The sequence below is a fragment of the Bifidobacterium hominis genome (assembly GCF_040095915.1).
GTDB lineage: Bacteria > Actinomycetota > Actinomycetes > Actinomycetales > Bifidobacteriaceae > Bifidobacterium > Bifidobacterium hominis.
In genome coordinates this window covers 114697-133686 of sequence record NZ_JBBMFR010000003.1, presented here as the reverse complement: position 1 = coordinate 133686, position 18990 = coordinate 114697, and the positions used below count along the sequence as shown (strand labels likewise).

General features: G+C 56.1%; 12 protein-coding genes. 3 read left to right on the top strand and 9 right to left on the bottom strand.

Annotated elements, in window-relative coordinates; all coding sequences use genetic code 11:
- Positions 1-191 precede the first annotated feature (191 nt).
- Positions 192-1559, bottom strand: a complete 1368-nt coding sequence (locus WMO36_RS03375; protein WP_226852107.1) for a GH1 family beta-glucosidase — start codon at positions 1557-1559, stop codon at positions 192-194.
- A gap of 115 nt (positions 1560-1674) precedes the next feature.
- On the bottom strand, positions 1675-3042 hold the full coding sequence (locus tag WMO36_RS03370; protein ID WP_144165899.1) for an ATP-binding protein: 1368 nt from the start codon (positions 3040-3042) through the stop codon (positions 1675-1677).
- A gap of 458 nt (positions 3043-3500) precedes the next feature.
- On the opposite strand from WMO36_RS03370, the gene WMO36_RS03365 reads away from it, so the two are divergent.
- Positions 3501-4685, top strand: a complete 1185-nt coding sequence (locus tag WMO36_RS03365) for an SGNH/GDSL hydrolase family protein (protein ID WP_250779469.1) — start codon at positions 3501-3503, stop codon at positions 4683-4685.
- A 233-nt stretch (positions 4686-4918) separates the two neighbouring features.
- Here the strand turns inward: WMO36_RS03365 and WMO36_RS03360 are convergent, their stop codons facing one another.
- Complete coding sequence (locus WMO36_RS03360; protein ID WP_250779468.1) at positions 4919-6736, bottom strand: sialate O-acetylesterase; 1818 nt, start codon at positions 6734-6736, stop codon at positions 4919-4921.
- 274 nt (positions 6737-7010) lie between these two features.
- Between WMO36_RS03360 and ilvC (WMO36_RS03355) the strand changes: the two genes are divergently transcribed.
- Positions 7011-8051 (top strand): ketol-acid reductoisomerase, encoded by a 1041-nt coding sequence (gene ilvC, locus WMO36_RS03355; RefSeq protein ID WP_144165905.1) that lies wholly within the window; start codon positions 7011-7013, stop codon positions 8049-8051.
- Positions 8052-8509: 458 nt separating this feature from the next.
- Here ilvC (WMO36_RS03355) and ilvC (WMO36_RS03350) read toward each other — a convergent pair whose 3' ends face one another.
- From ilvC (WMO36_RS03350) to WMO36_RS03325, 6 genes are all read right to left on the bottom strand, one after another.
- Complete coding sequence (gene ilvC / locus WMO36_RS03350) at positions 8510-9562, bottom strand: ketol-acid reductoisomerase (RefSeq protein ID WP_349076775.1); 1053 nt, start codon at positions 9560-9562, stop codon at positions 8510-8512.
- A 289-nt stretch (positions 9563-9851) separates the two neighbouring features.
- Entirely contained in the window at positions 9852-11201 is a 1350-nt protein-coding gene (locus WMO36_RS03345) for an MFS transporter (protein ID WP_349076774.1), read from the bottom strand.
- Positions 11202-11650: 449 nt separating this feature from the next.
- On the bottom strand, positions 11651-13258 hold the full coding sequence (locus tag WMO36_RS03340; RefSeq protein WP_316103047.1) for an MFS transporter: 1608 nt from the start codon (positions 13256-13258) through the stop codon (positions 11651-11653).
- A gap of 331 nt (positions 13259-13589) precedes the next feature.
- A complete protein-coding gene (locus WMO36_RS03335; RefSeq protein ID WP_237919520.1) occupies positions 13590-14447 on the bottom strand; it encodes a carbohydrate ABC transporter permease in 858 nt (285 codons plus the stop codon).
- Positions 14447-15325 carry a carbohydrate ABC transporter permease gene (locus tag WMO36_RS03330; protein ID WP_226559581.1) on the bottom strand — a complete coding sequence of 293 codons (879 nt, stop codon included), beginning with the start codon at positions 15323-15325 and terminating at the stop codon, positions 14447-14449. The genes WMO36_RS03335 and WMO36_RS03330 overlap by 1 nt, the downstream gene beginning before the upstream one ends.
- Before the next feature lie 85 nt (positions 15326-15410).
- Positions 15411-16697 carry an ABC transporter substrate-binding protein gene (locus tag WMO36_RS03325; protein ID WP_250779463.1) on the bottom strand — a complete coding sequence of 429 codons (1287 nt, stop codon included), beginning with the start codon at positions 16695-16697 and terminating at the stop codon, positions 15411-15413.
- 338 nt (positions 16698-17035) lie between these two features.
- On the opposite strand from WMO36_RS03325, the gene WMO36_RS03320 reads away from it, so the two are divergent.
- Positions 17036-18937, top strand: coding sequence for an alpha-amylase family glycosyl hydrolase (locus WMO36_RS03320; RefSeq protein ID WP_237919522.1), 1902 nt, complete (start codon positions 17036-17038; stop codon positions 18935-18937).
- The last annotated feature ends 53 nt before the right edge of the window (positions 18938-18990 follow it).

Here is an 18990-nt window from a genome sequence, read left to right as displayed (position 1 = left end):
ATTAATGCGATTAATGTAATTTTATTTACTGGAGTGTCATTAAGCGATTAAGTCATGCTGCAGTATCCGCAAAACCGTTGGAGAATCAACAAAAATTGGCATGTCACGTCTTCAAAATGACGCGACATGCCAATGTCGTTCAGTGCGATTTTCAGAAGCGCATCCGCAACTCCAACCTCACATGAGCAAAGCTATGCACGGGACGCAATGAAATTGCGATACCACAGGAAGCTATCCTTCGGAATGCGCTCCTGCGTAGCGTAATCGACGTACGTGATACCGAATCGCTTGGCATAGCCGAAATACCATTCGAAATTGTCAAGCAACGACCACACGAAATAGCCGGTCAACGGCACACCCTCGCTCATCGCGCGACGAGCCGCGACAAGATGACGCTGCAGGTAGTCGATGCGGTCAGCGTCGTGCACCGACTTGCTGCCATCGTCGTTAACCACCAACTGATCCTTGCAGGCCATGCCGTTTTCCGTGACCATCAGCGGCACTTCAGGGTAATTGTCATGCACACGCACCAACAGATCATGCAGGCCATCAGGATCGATATTCCAACCCATATCGGTATGCGGCCCCTCCGTCGGCAACCAGTCGACGTCGGACGCGCCAGGAGCCGTGGAAGCCTCCGTGGACTGCGGGAACTGCGGTCGGTCACTCATGGCCAGCAGATTCGTGGAGTAATAGTTGATGCCGAGCACGTCGATCGGCTGATGAATCTGCTCAAGATCGCCCGGCTGCACGAAACTCCAATCGCAGATGCCCTTGGTGATGGCGAACAGCTCGTCGGGGTAACGGCCACGCAGCATCGGGTCAAGGAACGCACGGTTGGAAATCAGATCGAGACGATGGCAGGCATCGGCGTCACCGCGGTTCAACGCAAGATTCAGTGTGACCGAACACTTGGCACTCTCCCCCAGCTCGGCACGCACGGCCTGAACCATCAAACCATGCGCGAGATTCAAGTGATGCACCGCGGGAAATGCACCTGGGCCGAGACCCAAGCCCGGCGCATGCTCCTTTGCACCATAGCTCAAATATGAGGAGCACCACGGTTCGTTCAACGTGGTCCACGTGTCGATACGGTCGCCGAGGCGCTTGGCCACCACAGAGGTGTAGTCGGCCAGCGCGTATGCGGTTTTGCGATTCAGCCAACCGCCTTCATCACCCAAATACTGCGGCAAATCCCAATGATAAAGCGTCACGACCGGCTTGATGCCACTCTCCAGCAATGCGTCGACAATGCGCTCGTAAAAGTCGAGGCCCTTGTCGTTGACGACGCCGTTGGGCGTTGGCATGATGCGCGGCATGGCAATCGAAAAACGGTAAGCATCAACGCCGAGATCCTTGAGCAGCGCCAGATCCTCGCGCCAACGATGGTACGAGTCCGTTGCCACATCGCCGGTATCGCCGGCTAGCGTGGCACCCGGGGTATGGCTGAACGTGTCCCAAATCGAGGGGCAGCGACCATCCTCGTTCACCGCACCTTCAATCTGGTACGACGCCGTAGCCGTACCAAATACAAAATCCTGAGGAAAAGTGTTCTCCATTGCACGTCCTTTCCATGAAGCGGTTAAGGTACCGTGTTTCATATAATAAGCCAGCACTCCAGACACAGCGCAAACCAGCCGCTCTGCACCAATCATGCACAGCCAGCAACACTCATCACAAACAATGCGCCATATACAACGGCAACGTGATGCACTCCGCAGCCTTATCCACAACCATCGGTTTAGGCGCCAACACAAACCTCATACCTACACGCTTGCCAAATTTCTCTTTGAATTTATTCAGCGAAACAGTGCCGTACCGAATACCAGATTTCGCTTCAATAGGACTGATTCGCGCCTTCATAGCCGAATTCTCAAACTCTCGAGTAATCAGAAAATCAATCTCCATCGCACCATACTTGTCTTCATGGTTACCGCAGGAATAGAAAAACAGCCGATGCCCTGAAGCACGGAGTTGCTGAGCAACGAGATTCTCCACAAACATGCCCTCATTAAATGCAAGCTTGCCGAACAGAACGTCCTTATACAGCGAGGCCGGAGTCGTCTTTCGATCGGCAAACGTCAACGCCGACAAAAGCCCAGTATCCGCCATATAACACTTCACTTTGGCTTCGTCCTCGTTAAGCCCCAGCCCCACATTCGGGTCGGTGGAGTTATAACAGTTGTTGGTCACTCTGGCGTCGGACAGCCAGAAAAAGGAATCACGATAATCCCTCATGCGCGCGTTTTTTCCGATTGAAGTGATGCGGAATCGCTTCTCCTTACGTGAGAGTTGTGCAGGGATCGCGTCAAACACCGCCATCACCTTAGCTTCATAACCTTGCGCATATTTGGCGACATCCTGACGGTATAAGTTGAGGATGCGCCGTTTAATACGGTCAGCCGAGCCAAAATCACGTTGCTTGATGTAGTCCTCCACCACCTGAGGCATACCCCCAACAAGCATGTACTCACGCAGGAGGCGCATGGCCTTGTTATGCAGCGCGGAAGGCAAAGGCCTCATATGCTCGAATGAGTCGCGAATGGCATACGCCAGCTGTTCGTTCCCGTACGCCCACAAGAATTCTTCGAAATCCAAGGGATTCAACTCCCCTGACTGCTCCTCGGAAGGAATAACAATATCTTTGACATTCTGATGGATGGACAGCAACGACCCAGTTTCAATGTAATCGAAACGGCCATCAGCCACCAATCGTTTAATGAATTCGCGCGCAGGAGGAAAACTCTGCACCTCATCGAAAATAATCACCGAATGCCGCGGCACCAGATTCACTTCATAGTAGGCAGACAGGTAAGTGAAAAAGGTTTCAAGATCCTGCCGATACTGACGAAAGAGATCAAGCACTTCCTGAGGCGCTTCGGAAAAGTCGATTGCCAAATACGAGTCATACTCACGTTTGGCGAACGCTTCCGCAATCGTGCTTTTACCAACACGTCGAGCACCTTCAATAAGCAGGGCGCTTGCACCTTGATCACGATTCTTCCATTCGAGCATCTCGTCATAGAACTTACGCTTAAACATCGCCAAACTCCTTATATTGCAACGATTTTCATACTGGTTTACACGGAATCGGCAGTGTCAAATCAAGGATTTCGCACGAAAACGGCAGTATCAAAATCATTATTTCGCACGAAAACGGCAGTGTCAAATTGCAGATTTCACACGAAAACGGCAGTATCAGCCAGCATTTCGATATCTTGTAATCAGTTGCGCAAACAAACGTACACACAACAACACGCGGAACAGGCAGTCAAGTATTCGCACACACCCGTTATGAAGCAACCGACTGCGTGTCTTTTCGTAAAGTCGGTTAAGATATTGCGCGCAGGCAATCGTATCGTTCACATCAGCCAGGCGACGACCGCCAGCTGGAACGATATCAAGAACTGACCGAAATCTCTGCCGTTCAGCCAGTCCTCCATGTATTGCGGCAACAGGCACTGCCGCAATCAGCATTGAAGCAATAGGGGAACTCTCACATGCAGCATATTTCTTTCAACAATCCGAATCTTCGTCATATGGGACGCGTCAGCGATGCCGTGGATCCAGTCACGCACGCGCCATTCCAAACATGGGCATTCCCGTACACGCAAGTGTCATTCCGTTGCACTGGAACATACATCGGCGTACGCCTCGTCAACCATTGGGGGTATGGGCGAGCCACTCTGGGAGCCGTCGTTGATGGCATGCAACTGCGCATTCCCGTCCCCATCGACACCGAACATGACGCCGTCACGCTGGAAAACGGCTATCCCAGCCGCGTGGAACCAACGGAACCAGCAGAACCAGCAGACATGCAGCACAGTCAATCCGACGTTCGCAAACCCGTATACGTCACCATTGCCGAACAATTGCCGAACATCATGCATGAAGTCACGATTTTCAAACGTCAGGATGAAGGCAACAATCGCTACGACATGATCAGCATCGAGCTTGACGACAATGCGCAACTACTGCCACCCAGCGCCACTAAGCCAAGCCGTCGCATGGAATTCTACGGCGATTCCGTAACCTGCGGCGAACGTTGCGAGGCACTGTGCTACGAGGGGCAGGCAGATCCCGACGAGGATTTGAGCGGCTACAGCAACTCTTGGTATTCGTACGCCTCAATCACCTCACGCAACCTCAACGCTCAAGCTCATCTAGTAGCGCAGGGCGGAGCCAGCCTCATCGACGGTATTGGCTGGTTTCACGCACCGCACTATCTCGGCATGGAAAGCATTTGGGATCGCAGCACCTACAATCCGGAATTCAGCGAGCCACAGCCGTGGGATTTTACGCGATACACGCCACATGTGGTGGTGGTTGCCTTGGGTCAGAACGATGCGCATCCACGCGATTTCATGGCGCTGGATTACGACAGTGCTGAGGCGCAGCATTGGCGTGCGCGCTATGTCGATTTCGTGCATGCGTTACGCGAGAAGTACCCGAAAGCGCTGATCGTGCTTACCACAACAATTGTGCGGCACGACGCCGCTTGGGACCGAGCGATCGGCGAAGTCTGCGATAAGCTTCGCACTGAGGGCGAGTTTCACGTGAAACATTTTTTGTATTCACGCAACGGTTGCGGCACGGATGGCCATCCGCGAGTTCCGGAAGACGAACAGATGGCCGCCGAACTCACCGCATACCTGGAATCATTCGGCCCGGATCTGTGGCAATAGCCTATGCATTCGTGACATATTTTTATTTGATTCGTTTCTGCGATTTTGGTGCCGCAAATCGCAGAAACGTTGATTTTTCAACGATTTTTTATTTGACTGGTATTTGATTCGTATTTGACTGACGTGCGATCAGCAAGACTTCAATCGCAATACAAAGCGTGCGATTGCCGCACACTATAAGCACAGCAATCGCACGCTATTCATTGTCGACTAGCGACAATCATGCAACGTGATTATTCAGCGTGATCAGAGTCGGTGTGATCGGTCAGGTCTAGCTTGAATGGGTGAGCGGGCAGATCATTGTCATTAGCCAACGGTGCAGGCCCCCAACTGCGCCACGCGTAGCGCATCATCACCGGCGCTGGCACTTCCGGCGTGGCCAACGTAATCGTGCCGATACTGCGACTGTTAATCGGAATACCGAACTCCGTAGCGTTATAGTCAACCACATTGACCTTCGCGTTGATCAAATCGTCAATATCGCAATCCACGAAAATCGCAGCAGTGGCCGGATGGAACACACCATCAGCGCCGGCAAGCTCGAAACCGGAACGTTCCGGCAGTCGTACCAACGAAGGCAGGCTCTTGTCGAACTTATCACCATAACTGTCGGGCGTGGTACCGCTGAAATGCAGGCCGTGCGCATACCGGAAGAACAGACGCACGCGACCGCCTTCGTCGCAGCGGAAGCCCAGCACAGTCGGACCATACACCGGAATACGGCTCATACCATACACTTGGTGAAGCGCACAATTGCCGAGACGCTCGCCGGGCGTGCGCTTATCAACCGGGTGAATGTTGTTGTATTCGCCGCAATCCATGGTGCAAATGGCGAACACGTTGTCGATGGACTGTGCGGCATCCCACTGGGCCTCACGCAGCACCGGCCACAGCATCGGATCGCCTTCGCCCTCGTCGACCTTCTTGTCGATCCACTGCGGCAGCTGCACGATCAGGAACGGCAGATTCTCGCTCCACAGCGCACGCCATTCGCCGATCATCATGCCCAACAGCTCACGGTAGGTTCCGCAATACTGTTCGTCTTCCTCACCCTGATACCACAGGAATCCAGCCAAGGAGTATGGCACAATGCGTTCCAGCATGGCATGGAACGGACCAGTCGGACGCCACTGCGAGGTCGGCGTCATCGGCGGCGGCCACGGGCATTCGCCGTACTGTTGGGTCAGCGTATCCCACGTCACATCAGGATCGGCTTCACGAGCTGCAGCAATCGACGCATTCCACGTATCAGAACGCGACTGCCATTCGCTATACTCCAAATCGAATTGTTCCTGCGTTTTACCGGCGACCGCCTGCTCGTAACGAGCAAGATAGCCACGCCCGGATTCGCTGGAATTCAGTGCATCTTCGCTCATCCAACAACTAATCGACGTACCCCCGATATAACAGTCGATAATGCCGATCGGAAGATCGGAATCGAGTTCGTTACGCAGTTTTCGAGCGAAATAGTACGCTACGGCACTCATCACGCCACTATTTTCGGGCGATGATTCCTGCCAGCTTGCCGCATGTTCGGCATTACGATTAATCACGCCGGTTTTCGGCACATTGTAAAAACGCAGGAGCGGATCAGCGCAGTTTTCGAGGGCTTCCTCAGCGTTTTCGCTATTGCGCAACTCAAGTTCCATATTGCTTTGACCGCCGGCAAGCCACACTTCACCAATCAGCACGTCGTAATATTCGATGAAATCGTTGCCTGCGGTGACGCGCAACGTGTAGGGTCCGCCTTCAGGCTGCGCGGGCAGCATAACGCGCCACGGAGACAGGCTGTTCTTGATCTCTTTGGAGGCGTACGCGTGCGCCTGCACAATCACGGAACCATCGAAATCGCGTATTTCCGCCGAAACCTCAAGTCCGGCACAATCAGCATCCAACGCGCCGAACACGGCGATGGGTTTGTTGCGCTGCAATACCATGTGCGAAGCGAAAATCGCGGCGACGTGCAGAACTCCTGCCGTGCTACGGTCCTCAATATCGCCGATTGCCGCCGTCATTTCAGATCCGGGCGCAGGACCAGTCGCAGTGACCATGACATCTCTTCCTAATCAAAAATCCCTACGCGTTGTATCCTATGCCGCCTTCCCGTCAAAATACATGAAACTTGCCGTTGCCGCGACGGATTTTTACGGTTTCGCGGCTCACTTTGTGGACCAGACACGCTGCAAGATGGAGGCTCCGGTAGGATAGACCCCAGTTTGCAGGACAAAATCCATGCACAAAAACACGCGAATTCATCTGCGAATGGTAGAAACCCGAGCGCCGGAAGGCGTTCACCCCACTACATAAAAAGGAGTGCCAATCACAATGGCTGCACAAATCTGGTACGAGAACGACGGCGATCTCTCGGTCCTCGAAGGTAAGAAGGTTGCCATCATCGGTTACGGTTCTCAGGGTCACGCTCATGCGCTGAACCTGCGCGATTCCGGTGTCGACGTCGTCGTCGGCCTGCGTCCGACCTCCAAGTCCGTCGAGCACGCCAAGGAACAGGGTCTGGAAGTCAAGTCCGTTCCGGAAGCCGCAGCTGAGGCCGACATCATCATGATCCTGGCTCCGGATCAGTACCAGCGCACCATCTGGGCCAATGACATCGAGCCGAACATCAAGCCGGGCGCAGCTGTTGCTTTCGCTCACGGCTTCAACATCCACTACGGCTACATCAAGCCGTCCGAGGATCATCCGGTCTTCATGGTCGCTCCGAAGGGCCCGGGCCACATCGTTCGTCGCGAGTACGCCAACGGCCGTGGCGTCCCGGTCGTCGTGGCCGTGGAGCAGGATCCGCGTGGCGACGCTTGGAACATCACCTTGGCTTATGCCAAGGCTCTGGGCGCTCTGCGCGCAGGCGCCATCAAGACCACCTTCACCGAGGAGACCGAAACCGATCTGTTCGGCGAGCAGAATGTGCTCATGGGCGGCGTGAACAAGCTCGTTGAAATGGGCTTCGAAGTCCTCACCGACGCCGGTTACCAGCCTGAAATCGCCTACTTCGAGGTCTGCCACGAGTTGAAGATGCTCGTCGACCTCATGAACGAGGGCGGTCTGAACAAGGCCCGCTGGTCCTGCTCCGACACCGCTCAGTACGGCGACTACACCAACACCTGCATCGACGAGCACGTGCGTGAGCGCATGCAGTACCACCTGCAGCGCATCCAGGACGGCTCCTTCGCCAAGGAATTCATCGATGATCAGGACGCTGGCGCTCCGAAGTTCAAGGAGCTGCAGGAAGAGTACGGCAACGTCCGCATCGAAACCGTTGGCCCGAAGCTGCGCGCTATGTTCTCCTGGAACAACGGCAAGGATGACGACGCCGATATGGCCACCTTCACCGGCAAGATCGCCCGTGGCTGAGTGACTTAGGGCTTCGCTTGATCGGGATTCCGATCAAGCGGCCTCGGTCCATCGGAATCCGGTCAATTGGTCCCGATGGACCGGATCGCAAGCCTCAATTACCAATGGAAGGCCGTCGCCCGTTTGTGGGTGCCGGTCTTCCTCTATTTTCAGAGGATTTCACGGTTTTGAGGTTTCAAGGTTCCGAGATTCCAGAACCACGGTTCCAACGAATAACCCCGTACTCGAAAAAATGCGATCCTCGCCACCAATCACCAGCCAACACAGGAAAGGGGGCCCCAAATCGACAGAAACCAGAAGAAACCATACCCCCATACACGAAAAACCCGATTCATCGCGCCGAACACCTGTCAGCGCGGCAAAAGGAGCCAACACAACGCAAAAGACCGCCGTCCGAACGAATCGGGCGACGGTCTTAATGCTTCAGATTCCGGCTCTCAGCTCGAAATCAGGCGAAATCACTGAACCTGGGTACGAGCGATCTTGCCGTTGAAGGACTCGGCCATATCGGCGTCAGCGTCCGTCTGGTTGTTCCAAGAGAACATGGCGCGCAGCTTCGGACCAACGGTCTCCAGGTGCGGGTGGCTGTACTCTTCCTGCAGCTTCTTGAACTTCGGAGCGCCAGCGGCCTGATCATCCATGAACTCCTTGGCGAAGGAGCCATCCTGAATGCGCTTGAGCTGGTACTGCATGCGCTTCTTGGTCTCTTCGGTGATGACGGTGGAGGTGTAATCGCCGTACTGGGCGGTGTCAGAGCAGGACCAGCGGGCCTTGTTCAGGCCGCCTTCGTTGGCCAGATCAACCAGCATCTTCAGCTCGTGGAACACTTCGAAGTAGGCGATCTCCGGCTGGTAGCCAGCCTCGGTCAGCACGTCGAAGCCCAAGTCGCACAAGTGGTTGATGCCACCCATGAGCACGTCCTGCTCGCCGAACAGATCGGTTTCGGTCTCCTCGGTGAATGTGGTCTTGATGGCGCCTGCGCGCAGAGCGCCCAGAGCCTTGGCGTAAGCCAGGCACAGCGGCCAGGTCTTGCCATCCGGATCCTGCTCCACGGCCACGACGACCGGGACGCCACGGCCGGCTGCATACTCACGACGAACGATGTGGCCCGGGCCCTTCGGAGCGACCATGAAGATCGGGTGGTCCTCGGACGGCTTGATGTAGCCGTAGTGGATGTTGAAACCGTGGGCGAAAGCCAGAGCAGCACCCGGCTTCAGGTTCGGCTCAACCTCTTCCTTGTACACCTTGGCCTGGTACTGGTCAGGCAGCAGGACCATGACCACGTCGGCTTCGGCAACGGCCTCACCGACCGGCTTGACTTCCAGGCCCTGCTCCTTGGCGTAATCCACGGACTTGGAGGTCGGACGCAGACCAACGACGACGTCCACACCGGAATCGCGCAGGTTCAGCGCATGAGCGTGACCCTGGGAACCGTAACCGAGGATGGCCACCTTCTTGCCTTCGAACACAGACAGATCGGCGTCCTTTTCGTACCAGATAGTTGCTGCCATGATTGGCGCTCCTTTTATTTTTTCTATCGCTTCGGGATCGTACTTTTCCCGAAAAATCTTTCGATTTCTGTTACTTGTTCGGTTGTTGCAACGGCTTGTGATTCCTAGGATGTTACTCCCCCCGGATTGTGTCCGAGGAATCACACCGCCTCTCCTGCGGAACTGTTCTAGTCCCGTTTTCTTTATATTGGTTGCTGACGTTCACATAGTGGTTATGTTTTGCGTCAAACGCTTTTTGTGAGGGCTTCGGGCGATTCCACCCGAGCACCGCCCGAAGCCCTCACGGACATCACTTGGCGAAATCGACGTCCTTGGTTTCCTTGCAGCTCAGCACCGCAACAAGGCAGCACACGGCCATCACGCCGAGGTACAGACCGACGGAGTGCACACCCCAGTGGTGGGACAGCCAAGTGGCGATGGTCGGCACGAATGCCGCGCCGACGATGGCGGCCAGGTTGTAGCCGATGCCGGAGCCGGAATAACGCACGTTGGCGTCGAACAGCTCCGGCAGGAACGCGCCGATCGGACCGAATGCGGTGCCCATCAACGCGAAGCCGATGCACAGAAACAGCAGGTTGGCGGCGAAGTTACGCTGGCCGACGACCGACGGATCAAGCAGGAACGGGAAGAGCAGCGCGAATGCCACGAGGCAGCAGGACGAGATGACGATCACGCGCTTGCGGCCAAATTTATCGGCGTTCACGCAGGAAATGACAATGAACGCGGCGAACACGCAGATGGCGAGCATCAGCATGAGCAGGTATTCACGATTGGTGAAACCAAGATTACCGCCGCCCTGTTCGATAGTCTTGGTGCCCCAAGCGAGGGACCAGGTTGCCAGCGTGTAGAACAGCGTGTAGGTGACGGCCACCAAGAACGTGGCTTGGATGACTTCCTTCCAGCTCTTCTTGAACACTTCGGTCAGCGGGGACTTGACGACCTTCTTCTGTTCCTGGGCCATGCGGAAGATCGGAGTCTCCTCCATCTGCACGCGCACCACAAGACCGACGATCACCAGCACTGCGGACAGCAGGAACGGCACACGCCAACCCCATGCCAGCATCGCATCGTTATCGTTGAACGTTTCCAACAGGAAGTAGGTGCCGTTCGACAGGAAGAAACCGATCGGGGCGCCCAATTCCGGGAAGGAGCCATACAGCGCACGCTTGTCTTCCGGAGCGTTCTCGGTGGCTACCAAAGCGGCACCCGACCATTCGCCGCCCAAACCGATGCCCTGCACGAAACGGCACAGGCACAGCGCGGCGACAGCCACAATGCCCCACTGGCTGTAAGTCGGCAGACAGCCGATCAGGAACGTGGCGACACCCATGGTCAACAGCGAAACCACCAGTGTGGTCTTGCGGCCCATGCGGTCGCCGAAATGGCCGAACACCAAGGATCCGAGCGGACGTGCAATGAACGCGATGGCGAAGGTCAGCAGGCTGGCTAGCAGCGCGACGGTCGGATTGGTGGTGTCTCCGAAGAACACCTTCGGGAAATAGTTCGCAGCGGCGGTGCCGTATGCGTAGAAGTCGTAGAACTCGATGGCGGTGCCGACCATGGAAGCGGCGATCACGGTTTTCACCGAATCGCGCATCATTGCCTGCGCTTTACCAGCGGCTGCTTCGACTGCACTCATTGGATTACTCCTGTTACGTCTGTCATGTGCTACCGGCTCCCAGCATGCGCCGATAACGTCTTTCTTCTATTCTCTTGTTGCAGTCTTCATTTCGTTGCCTTACGCCTTGTGGGCGGCAACAAAAAGGCCCCGCAGTATGCAGGGCCATCAACGTGTGTTTTGCGCGCTTCAAACCCTGCCTCCGTTGGCGAGGGATTGAAGCTGCATTGCTCGAATCAGTCCGCCAACGAAAGCGGAATAATAATTCGTGCGGACAGCAGTACGCGTGCAACCATTCCGTTCATCGTGGCGAACCTCCTTTCGCAAAGTCTTGTATTCGGCGGGCGATCCGCTCGAACTAAGCCGTAAAGATAAGCGCGTCCACATACCCTTTCTACTAAAGGTTCACTATGTGGACGCGCAATTTTGAATTTGATATTCGTTTTTCGGATTATCTCAGATCATCCAAATCATTTCAGCAGCAACGTCAGCACGCCCGCAACAGCCATGCAACCGGCGGCAACAGCGAAAATCAGCAGATACTCGCCAGTCACCGCAATCGCAATCGCGCAAACGACAGCGCCAATCAACGAACCGAACGTATTCGCCAAACTGAACGCGGCCAACGAACGACCAACGGAACGCACATCCGGCAACGTCGCAAGATTCAACCCTTGGCTCACGCCGTCGTACACCACATACGCGAAACCTGCAAACAGCGCATACAACGCGACTGCCATCGCATTATCGATCGGCGTCAACGGAAGTACTACAGCAACCACAAACAACAGGCAGGCAGCAATCGCGGGAATACGGGAATCCTTGAAAGCGCGGGCGATACGACCAAGCAGAAGCGCAGCCAACAGCGAGCCGACGAATGCGGCAACGGCCATCACCGACATAACCGCAGCCGCTCCGGACAAACCAAACATGGCGACCTGCGAAACATCACCCAAACCATCCTGCGCAAGATACCACTGGTAAATCGCAATGCCGGAAGTGGCTGCGATGGCAAACATGCGCGCGGCAAACGCAATGAAGAACTTCGGAGCGCCCTTCGGCGGTCGATACTGCGAAAAATAATCGCCCTTCTTCACACTCTCACGAGGCAAATAGCTGCTGGAACCCTCAAACGGCAACACCAGCAACGTAGCCACACCAGCCACCACCAGGCACAACGCAAACACCATCATGGCGAAACGCGTGGTGCCATCCCAACCGGAATCGTCGGCGGCCCACGTAAGCGAAACGGCCGCGATAATGCCCAACACCTGGCCGAACGCCTGGCCAACGCCACGCCACGCGTCCGCACGATCACGGAACTTGTCGGGCACGCGCTCACCGAAAGCGGCCGCCAGCGGCATCGACACCATCGCATGTCCGATCAGCGTGAACAGCCAGAACACGATGACCAACGGCATGAAATCGCATGCGGAAAGAATCGCCACCGACGTGGCAGTCAGCACCGTGCCGGCGATGATCCACGGGGTGCGGCGGCCCAGCGGGCAGTACGAATGGTCGGATCCGACGGAAATCCACGCGTTCATCAGGAACGTCAGCAGCGTGCCAACGACGCTGAGCAGCGCCAGATCGGTGACGCGGTCGGTGCCGGAAAGACGGCTGATGGTCTGTGGAATGAGCACGGAGTTGAGCGCGGCCATCGGCGCGGTGAACAGCAGCGCACCGAGCGCGAAGCCGGCGGTGAGGCGATGTACCTGCGGCTTGGTGGGCGTGGTGCCGTCGGGCGCGGTCATCGGATCGCGCAGGTCGAGGAACGACGATTCGAGGTTCGGCACGGCGGCGTCAAGATGGGCGAACGCGGTCAGCGGGGAGCCACTTTCCGTGTTGATGAGGGTCTGCTGCACTTCCGGGCGCTCGTTGGAAGCCTCGGGCACGCGCGGATTCTGCTGTACGGCCAGGCGCTTCAGGGCCGCTTTGGCCTCTTCGGTCAGCGTTTTTTCATAATCGGGACGGTCATCGATGCCGGGGCGCACAAATACCTGGCCCGGCAGCGGCTGCGGCTGCGGCTGCATTGGAGTCTGCTGCTCATCTGCATTATGTTGATTGTCTTCAGTCATCTCTTGTTTCTATTCCTGTTTTTCTTGTTTTATATTGTCGCTTCTCGTTCTTGCTTCTATTTCGTTGCTCGTTTCGAAATGTCACACGAATATTCAGTACATATGAAAATCGCCCGGACGCACTGCAACAGTGCATTCGAGCGATTCTTTCGGCGAAATCAACCATATCAATACGTCCTGTCAGACAGCAGAAACATGCGACGGCAATCTCAATATCGATATCGCATAAGAATCGGTATCGCATGAAAAGCCCGGATGCGATTATCGCTTCGCATCCGGGCCGGTTGTGTGAGTCTGTTCAGTTATGATTGCGGTTTGCCATACCGTTCGATCAGCCCTTGACTGCGCCGGAGGTCACGCCTTCGACGATGTAGCGCTGTAGGAACAGGTACAGGATGAGGATCGGCAGCATGGCCAGCAGCAGGGCCGCCATGATCAGGCCGATGTCATTGGAGTAGGTGCCGTAGAAGATCTGGGTTGCGATCGGAATGGTGTACAGTTCGCGACGGCCCAGCACCAGGGACGGCAGCAGGTAATCGTTCCAGAACGCCATGGCGTCGATGATGGCGACGGTGGCGACGGTCGGCTTAAGCAACGGGAACACGATCGTCCAGAAGGTGCGCCACTTGGAGCAGCCGTCGATGCTGGCCGCTTCCTCAAGCTCGTTCGGAATGTTCGTCTTGATCGCGCCGTGGAACATGAACACCGCTAGGGAAACCGAGAAGCCGGTGTGCATGAGGATCAGCGTGATACGGCTATTCAACACGTCGAGCAAGCCGCCGTAGACGGAGACGAGCGGAACCATGAGCACTTGGAACGGAATGACCATGGAGGCCACCATGAGTGCAAACACCATGCCGCCGAACTTCCACGAGGGGTTGCGCACGATTACGTACGCGCACATCGCGGAGAACAGGATGGTCAGTATGGTTGCGCTGATGGTGATGATCGCGGAGTTGCCGAACACGGTGACGAAGTTCATCTTGTCCATTGCCCTGGGGAAGTTCTCCAGGGTGAACCCGTGCTTGCCGACCAGTGCCAGCGGAGCGGTGTTGATGTCTGCCTTGGTCTTGAAGACGTTAATCACGACCAGGATGAACGGTGCGATGAACAGCAGCAGCAGAATCGTCAGAACGACGATCATCAGTGCATGCAGAACCTTAGTGCGAGTGCTGACTTGACCCTTCATTATGCTGCCACCTCACCCTTCTTGCCGAAGTACACCTGCAGCATGCCGATCACTGCGCAGACGATGAAGAGGACCAACGCCTCGGCCTGACCGGTGCCATAGTTCTTGTAAACGAATGCCTGGTTGTAGACGTGCATTGCCGCGAGCACCGACTGGTTGAACGGTTCGCCCTTGGTAAGCGAAAGGTTCAGGTCGTACACCATGAAGCAACGGGTGGTGCTCAGGAAGATGCACTGAACGAAGGAGGAGCGCATCAGCGGGATGACCACGTGCCACATGGCCTTGCCCTTGTTGCAGCCATCGATCATGGCTGCTTCCTTCAGGCTCTGGTCAACGCTCATGAAGCCTGCCACGTAGATCAGCATCATGTAGCCTGCGTACTGCCAGACCGAAACGAGGATCAAGCAGAACATTGCGCCGTTTGGAGTGGAAAGCAGCGATGCGTGGTCTGTTTGCGTCGCTGCTTCGGCGATAGCCACGAATGCACGGTTGAAGACGAACTTCCACACGTAGCCCAGAACGATGCCGCCGATGAGGTTCGGAATGAAGAAGCCCGCACGGAAGAAGTTCTGCCCCTTGATGCCGCTGGTCACGAGGTAGGCCAGCAGAAAGGCGACGATGTTGGTGAGGATAACGGCGATGACGGAGTAGATGAAGGTGCGTCCAAGCGACTGCCAATATGCGGTGTCGGCAAGAGCCGCCTTGTAGTTTTCGAGACCGACGAACGGCTTCGTTGTCGAAACGCCGTCCCAGCTGGTGAATGTCAGATAGAGGCCATAGAAGAACGGCAGGATCACCACGGCGAAGAAAAGAATCGTCGCCGGACCACCGAACATCAGAAACTGGCCGATTTTATAGGAAAGCTTATTCTGTTTCATGATGGATCCCATACGTGCCGGGGATGTAAGGTCCGCCGCAGGAAGGAAGCGGCGGACCCTGCATCATGGTGCATTATTTGGAAGTTCAGGCGGTTGCGCCGGTGAACTTAGCGGTCTTCCAGTAGTCCTGGATGTCCTGGGCGAGGCCTGCACGGTCCTCTTCACCTGCGAGCCACTTCTGGAAAGACGCGCCGAGCACGGAGAAGTGGTCGTCAGGCAGGTAGTTGTAGTTGTCGATCAGCTTGCCGGCGTCAGCGTAGGACTTCACGGACTTACCCAGCGGATCGGCCGCTTCGATACTGTTGTTCTTGAACGGGGAGATCAGAGCGGCATCCTTGGAGATGAACTCCTGACCTTCCTTGTCTTCGGCAAGCCAGTTCAGGAAGTCCTTGGCGGCCTTACGCTGCTCGTCGGAGGTGTTGTCGGAGGAGTCGATGAAGAAGTACTTGGAGCCGCCGCCGACAAGCTTCTCATTGGAGCCGTCATCGGTGTTCTGCGGAACCGGCATGAGACCCATGTTCTCGGTGTAGTCGTACTGGTTCAGCACGGACCAATCCCAGTTGCCGCCGAACATGAAGGCGATTTCACCTTCAGCCAGCTTCTGCTCGGTCACTTCGCGCTCTGCGGAGACGGCGGAGGACTTGGCGTAGTTGTTGTCCTTCATCACGTCGAAGAAGTCCATCAGGGAGTTCCACTTGGCGTTGGAGCTGAGGTCAACCTTGCCGTCCTTGAGCTCATGGCAGAAGGCGTCCGGATCTTCCTGCTCCTCGTAGACTTCTGGCAGGAAGTGCGCGGCGAGGGACCAGTCTTCCTTCATGACGCCGGTCGGGGACTTCATGCCACCAGCCTTGAGCTCGTCGATCAGCTTCTTGAAGTCATCGAGGGTCTTGTAGTCTTCCGGCTTGAATTCCTTGCCAGTGACCTTCTTGATGGCGTCGGCATTGTAGATCAGACCACGAGCTTCGATGGAGACCGGGAAGCCGTAGGTCTTGCCGTTAATGCTGATGGCGTAGTCAGTGTCTTTGACCCAATCCTGGTCGGACAAATCGACGGCGTGCTCTTCAGCCAAGGAGTAGATGTCCTTGGCGTCGACCATGGAGATGGTGTACGGATCCTTGGATGCGTACTTGGTGGCGAGATGCGCTGCGACGGTGTCGTTGGAGTAGTAGACCTCAACGTCCACACCCTTTTCCTTGGAGTACTTCGCAGCCATGTCTTCCATTTGGCTTTCGATTTCAACCTTGGAGTTGAAGATGGTGATCTTGGTGCCGCTGGAACTGGACGACGATCCGCATGCTCCCAGCATGCCAACGGTCATCAGCGTTGCGACGATAGCGGTACCCGCCTTCTTCCAAGAAGAGAACTTGCTCATTTTCCAATCCCTTTCTATCCACTATTCACCGAGCAGCCCTGCCCAATGAGGTGTTAAAGGAGGTGAACGTCCGACTCGCGTTGTCGGAATTTCTCCGTCCTTGGTGTACAGGATATCAAACCGGTTCGAGAGTTGTCAAACCGGTTCGAGAAACCTTGTGTACAGTGCCGCCCGTCGGCGTGTCGCGTCAATCGATTGGCGTATTGCAAACATTGGCATTCCATACACCCCTAAAAAGTGTCTTCACGGGCTATAATGACGGAAAAGCGATTACCGACGTTTCCAATGTTGCGATACATCGGTAGACCAACGGCAAAGACGCGAAAACCGGAGGATTTATGGCAAGCTGGCTCAACAACGCAATCTTTTATGAAATCTATCCGCAATCATTCAACGACTCGAACGGCGACGGCATCGGTGACTTCCAAGGCATCATCGATAAACTGCAATACGTGCGTGATCTGGGGTGCAATGCGATCTGGATCAACCCATGCTTCGACTCGTCGTTCTACGATGCCGGCTACGACGTGCGTGACTACTACATAACCGCTGAACGCTACGGCAGCAACGCGGACCTGCAGCGGCTCTTCGAGCGCGCGCACGAACTGGGCATGCACGTGCTGCTCGACCTCGTGCCGGGGCATTCCGCAGTCGACAATCCGTGGTTCCTCGAATCCGGCAAGGACGAACGCAACGCATGGACCGACCGCTACATCTGGCGACCGATGACGCAATCGCCGAATCTGAACTCGCCCTACGAATCGATCCGCGGATTCCTCGGAGGCATTGCGGAACGTCCCGACGCGGCGGCCGTGAACTGCTTCTCCACGCAGGCATGCCTCAACTACGGATTCGGCACCGTCACCGAAGACTGGCAGTTCGCCGCCGACTCCCCCGAAGCGGTGCAGGGCCGGCTGCTCATCCAAGACATCATGGACTTCTGGCTCGGGCTGGGGGCGGACGGCTTCCGCGTGGACATGGCAGGCAGCCTCGTCAAGGAAGACCCCGACCACTATTGGACGAAACTCTTGTGGCAGCAAGTGCGGGCGCATCTGGACGAAACCTACCCGGAAGCGGTGCTCGTATCGGAATGGGGTGACCCCGAAGAGGCGTTGCACGCCGGATTCGACATGGACTTCCTGCTGCATTTCGGACCGTCTCATTATCTTGACCTGTTCCGCGAGAATCCGTATTTTTCGGCCGGATCTTCCGAAACTACGAGCAGCGCCGAAACTGCCGAAACGGAACACGACTGCGAACGCAGCGAATGCGATGGCACGGGCAGCAGCGGGTGCGACAGCAACGGCAATTCAGTCGTCGACGGAGACAATCCAAATTGCAATAACGACAATGTCGGCAATGCGAGCGGCGACATCAAGGCGTTTGTGGACACATATACGGCCATGCTTGCCAGCACCGCCGGAACGCCTGGATACATCTGCATTCCGTCGGGCAATCACGACATGATCCGCATGCGCGACACCTTGACCACCGATGAAATGAAGCTCGCGTTCGCATTCCTGCTGACCATGCCCGGCTGCCCGTTCATCTACTACGGCGACGAAATCGGCATGCGCTACATGCACGGGCTCAAATCCAAGGAAGGCGGATACGAGCGCACCGGATCGCGGACACCAATGCAATGGAGCTGCGCAACCAACGCAGGATTCTCCGCAGCCCGGCCCGATGATCTGTATCTGCCGATCGATGCCGACAGCGAGCGCCCGAACGTGGCTTCGCAGACCGGACGCAGCGACTCGCTGCTGGAAACCGTACGCGCACTGAACACGCTACGCCTGGCACATCCCGCACTGCAGGCCGACGGAGGCATCGAGTTCCTCTACGCGGAAGATCACGCGTATCCGCTGGTGTACGCGAGAAGCTCCAAGGTCGGCGAAGCCGAATGCGACGCAACTGACGGAGAACGCAGCGGAACAGCACACGAAACCAGCTGTGAAACACCTTGTGAAACATGCAGCAAGATTAATCGCGAAGCAGGTGGCGAGCGCATCATCGTCGCCATCAATCCGTCAAACACCGACGCAAGCTGCACACTGCCGAGCGACTATGTGAAACTGCTGTCTGGCGGCTCGGCGCAGGAAATATCGCAAGAACCAACAGCGAAACCAACGCAAGAACCAGCGGAGAAAACAGTACTGCTGAGCATCGGCAACCCCGCACGCTTCGACGGCACCCAACTGCACGTCCCAGCCCGCAGCGCCACCATCCTCCCCTGCTAATCCTGCCCCCAGCGTGTCCGATTCTGGAGAATCGGATAATCAAGGCGACGAAA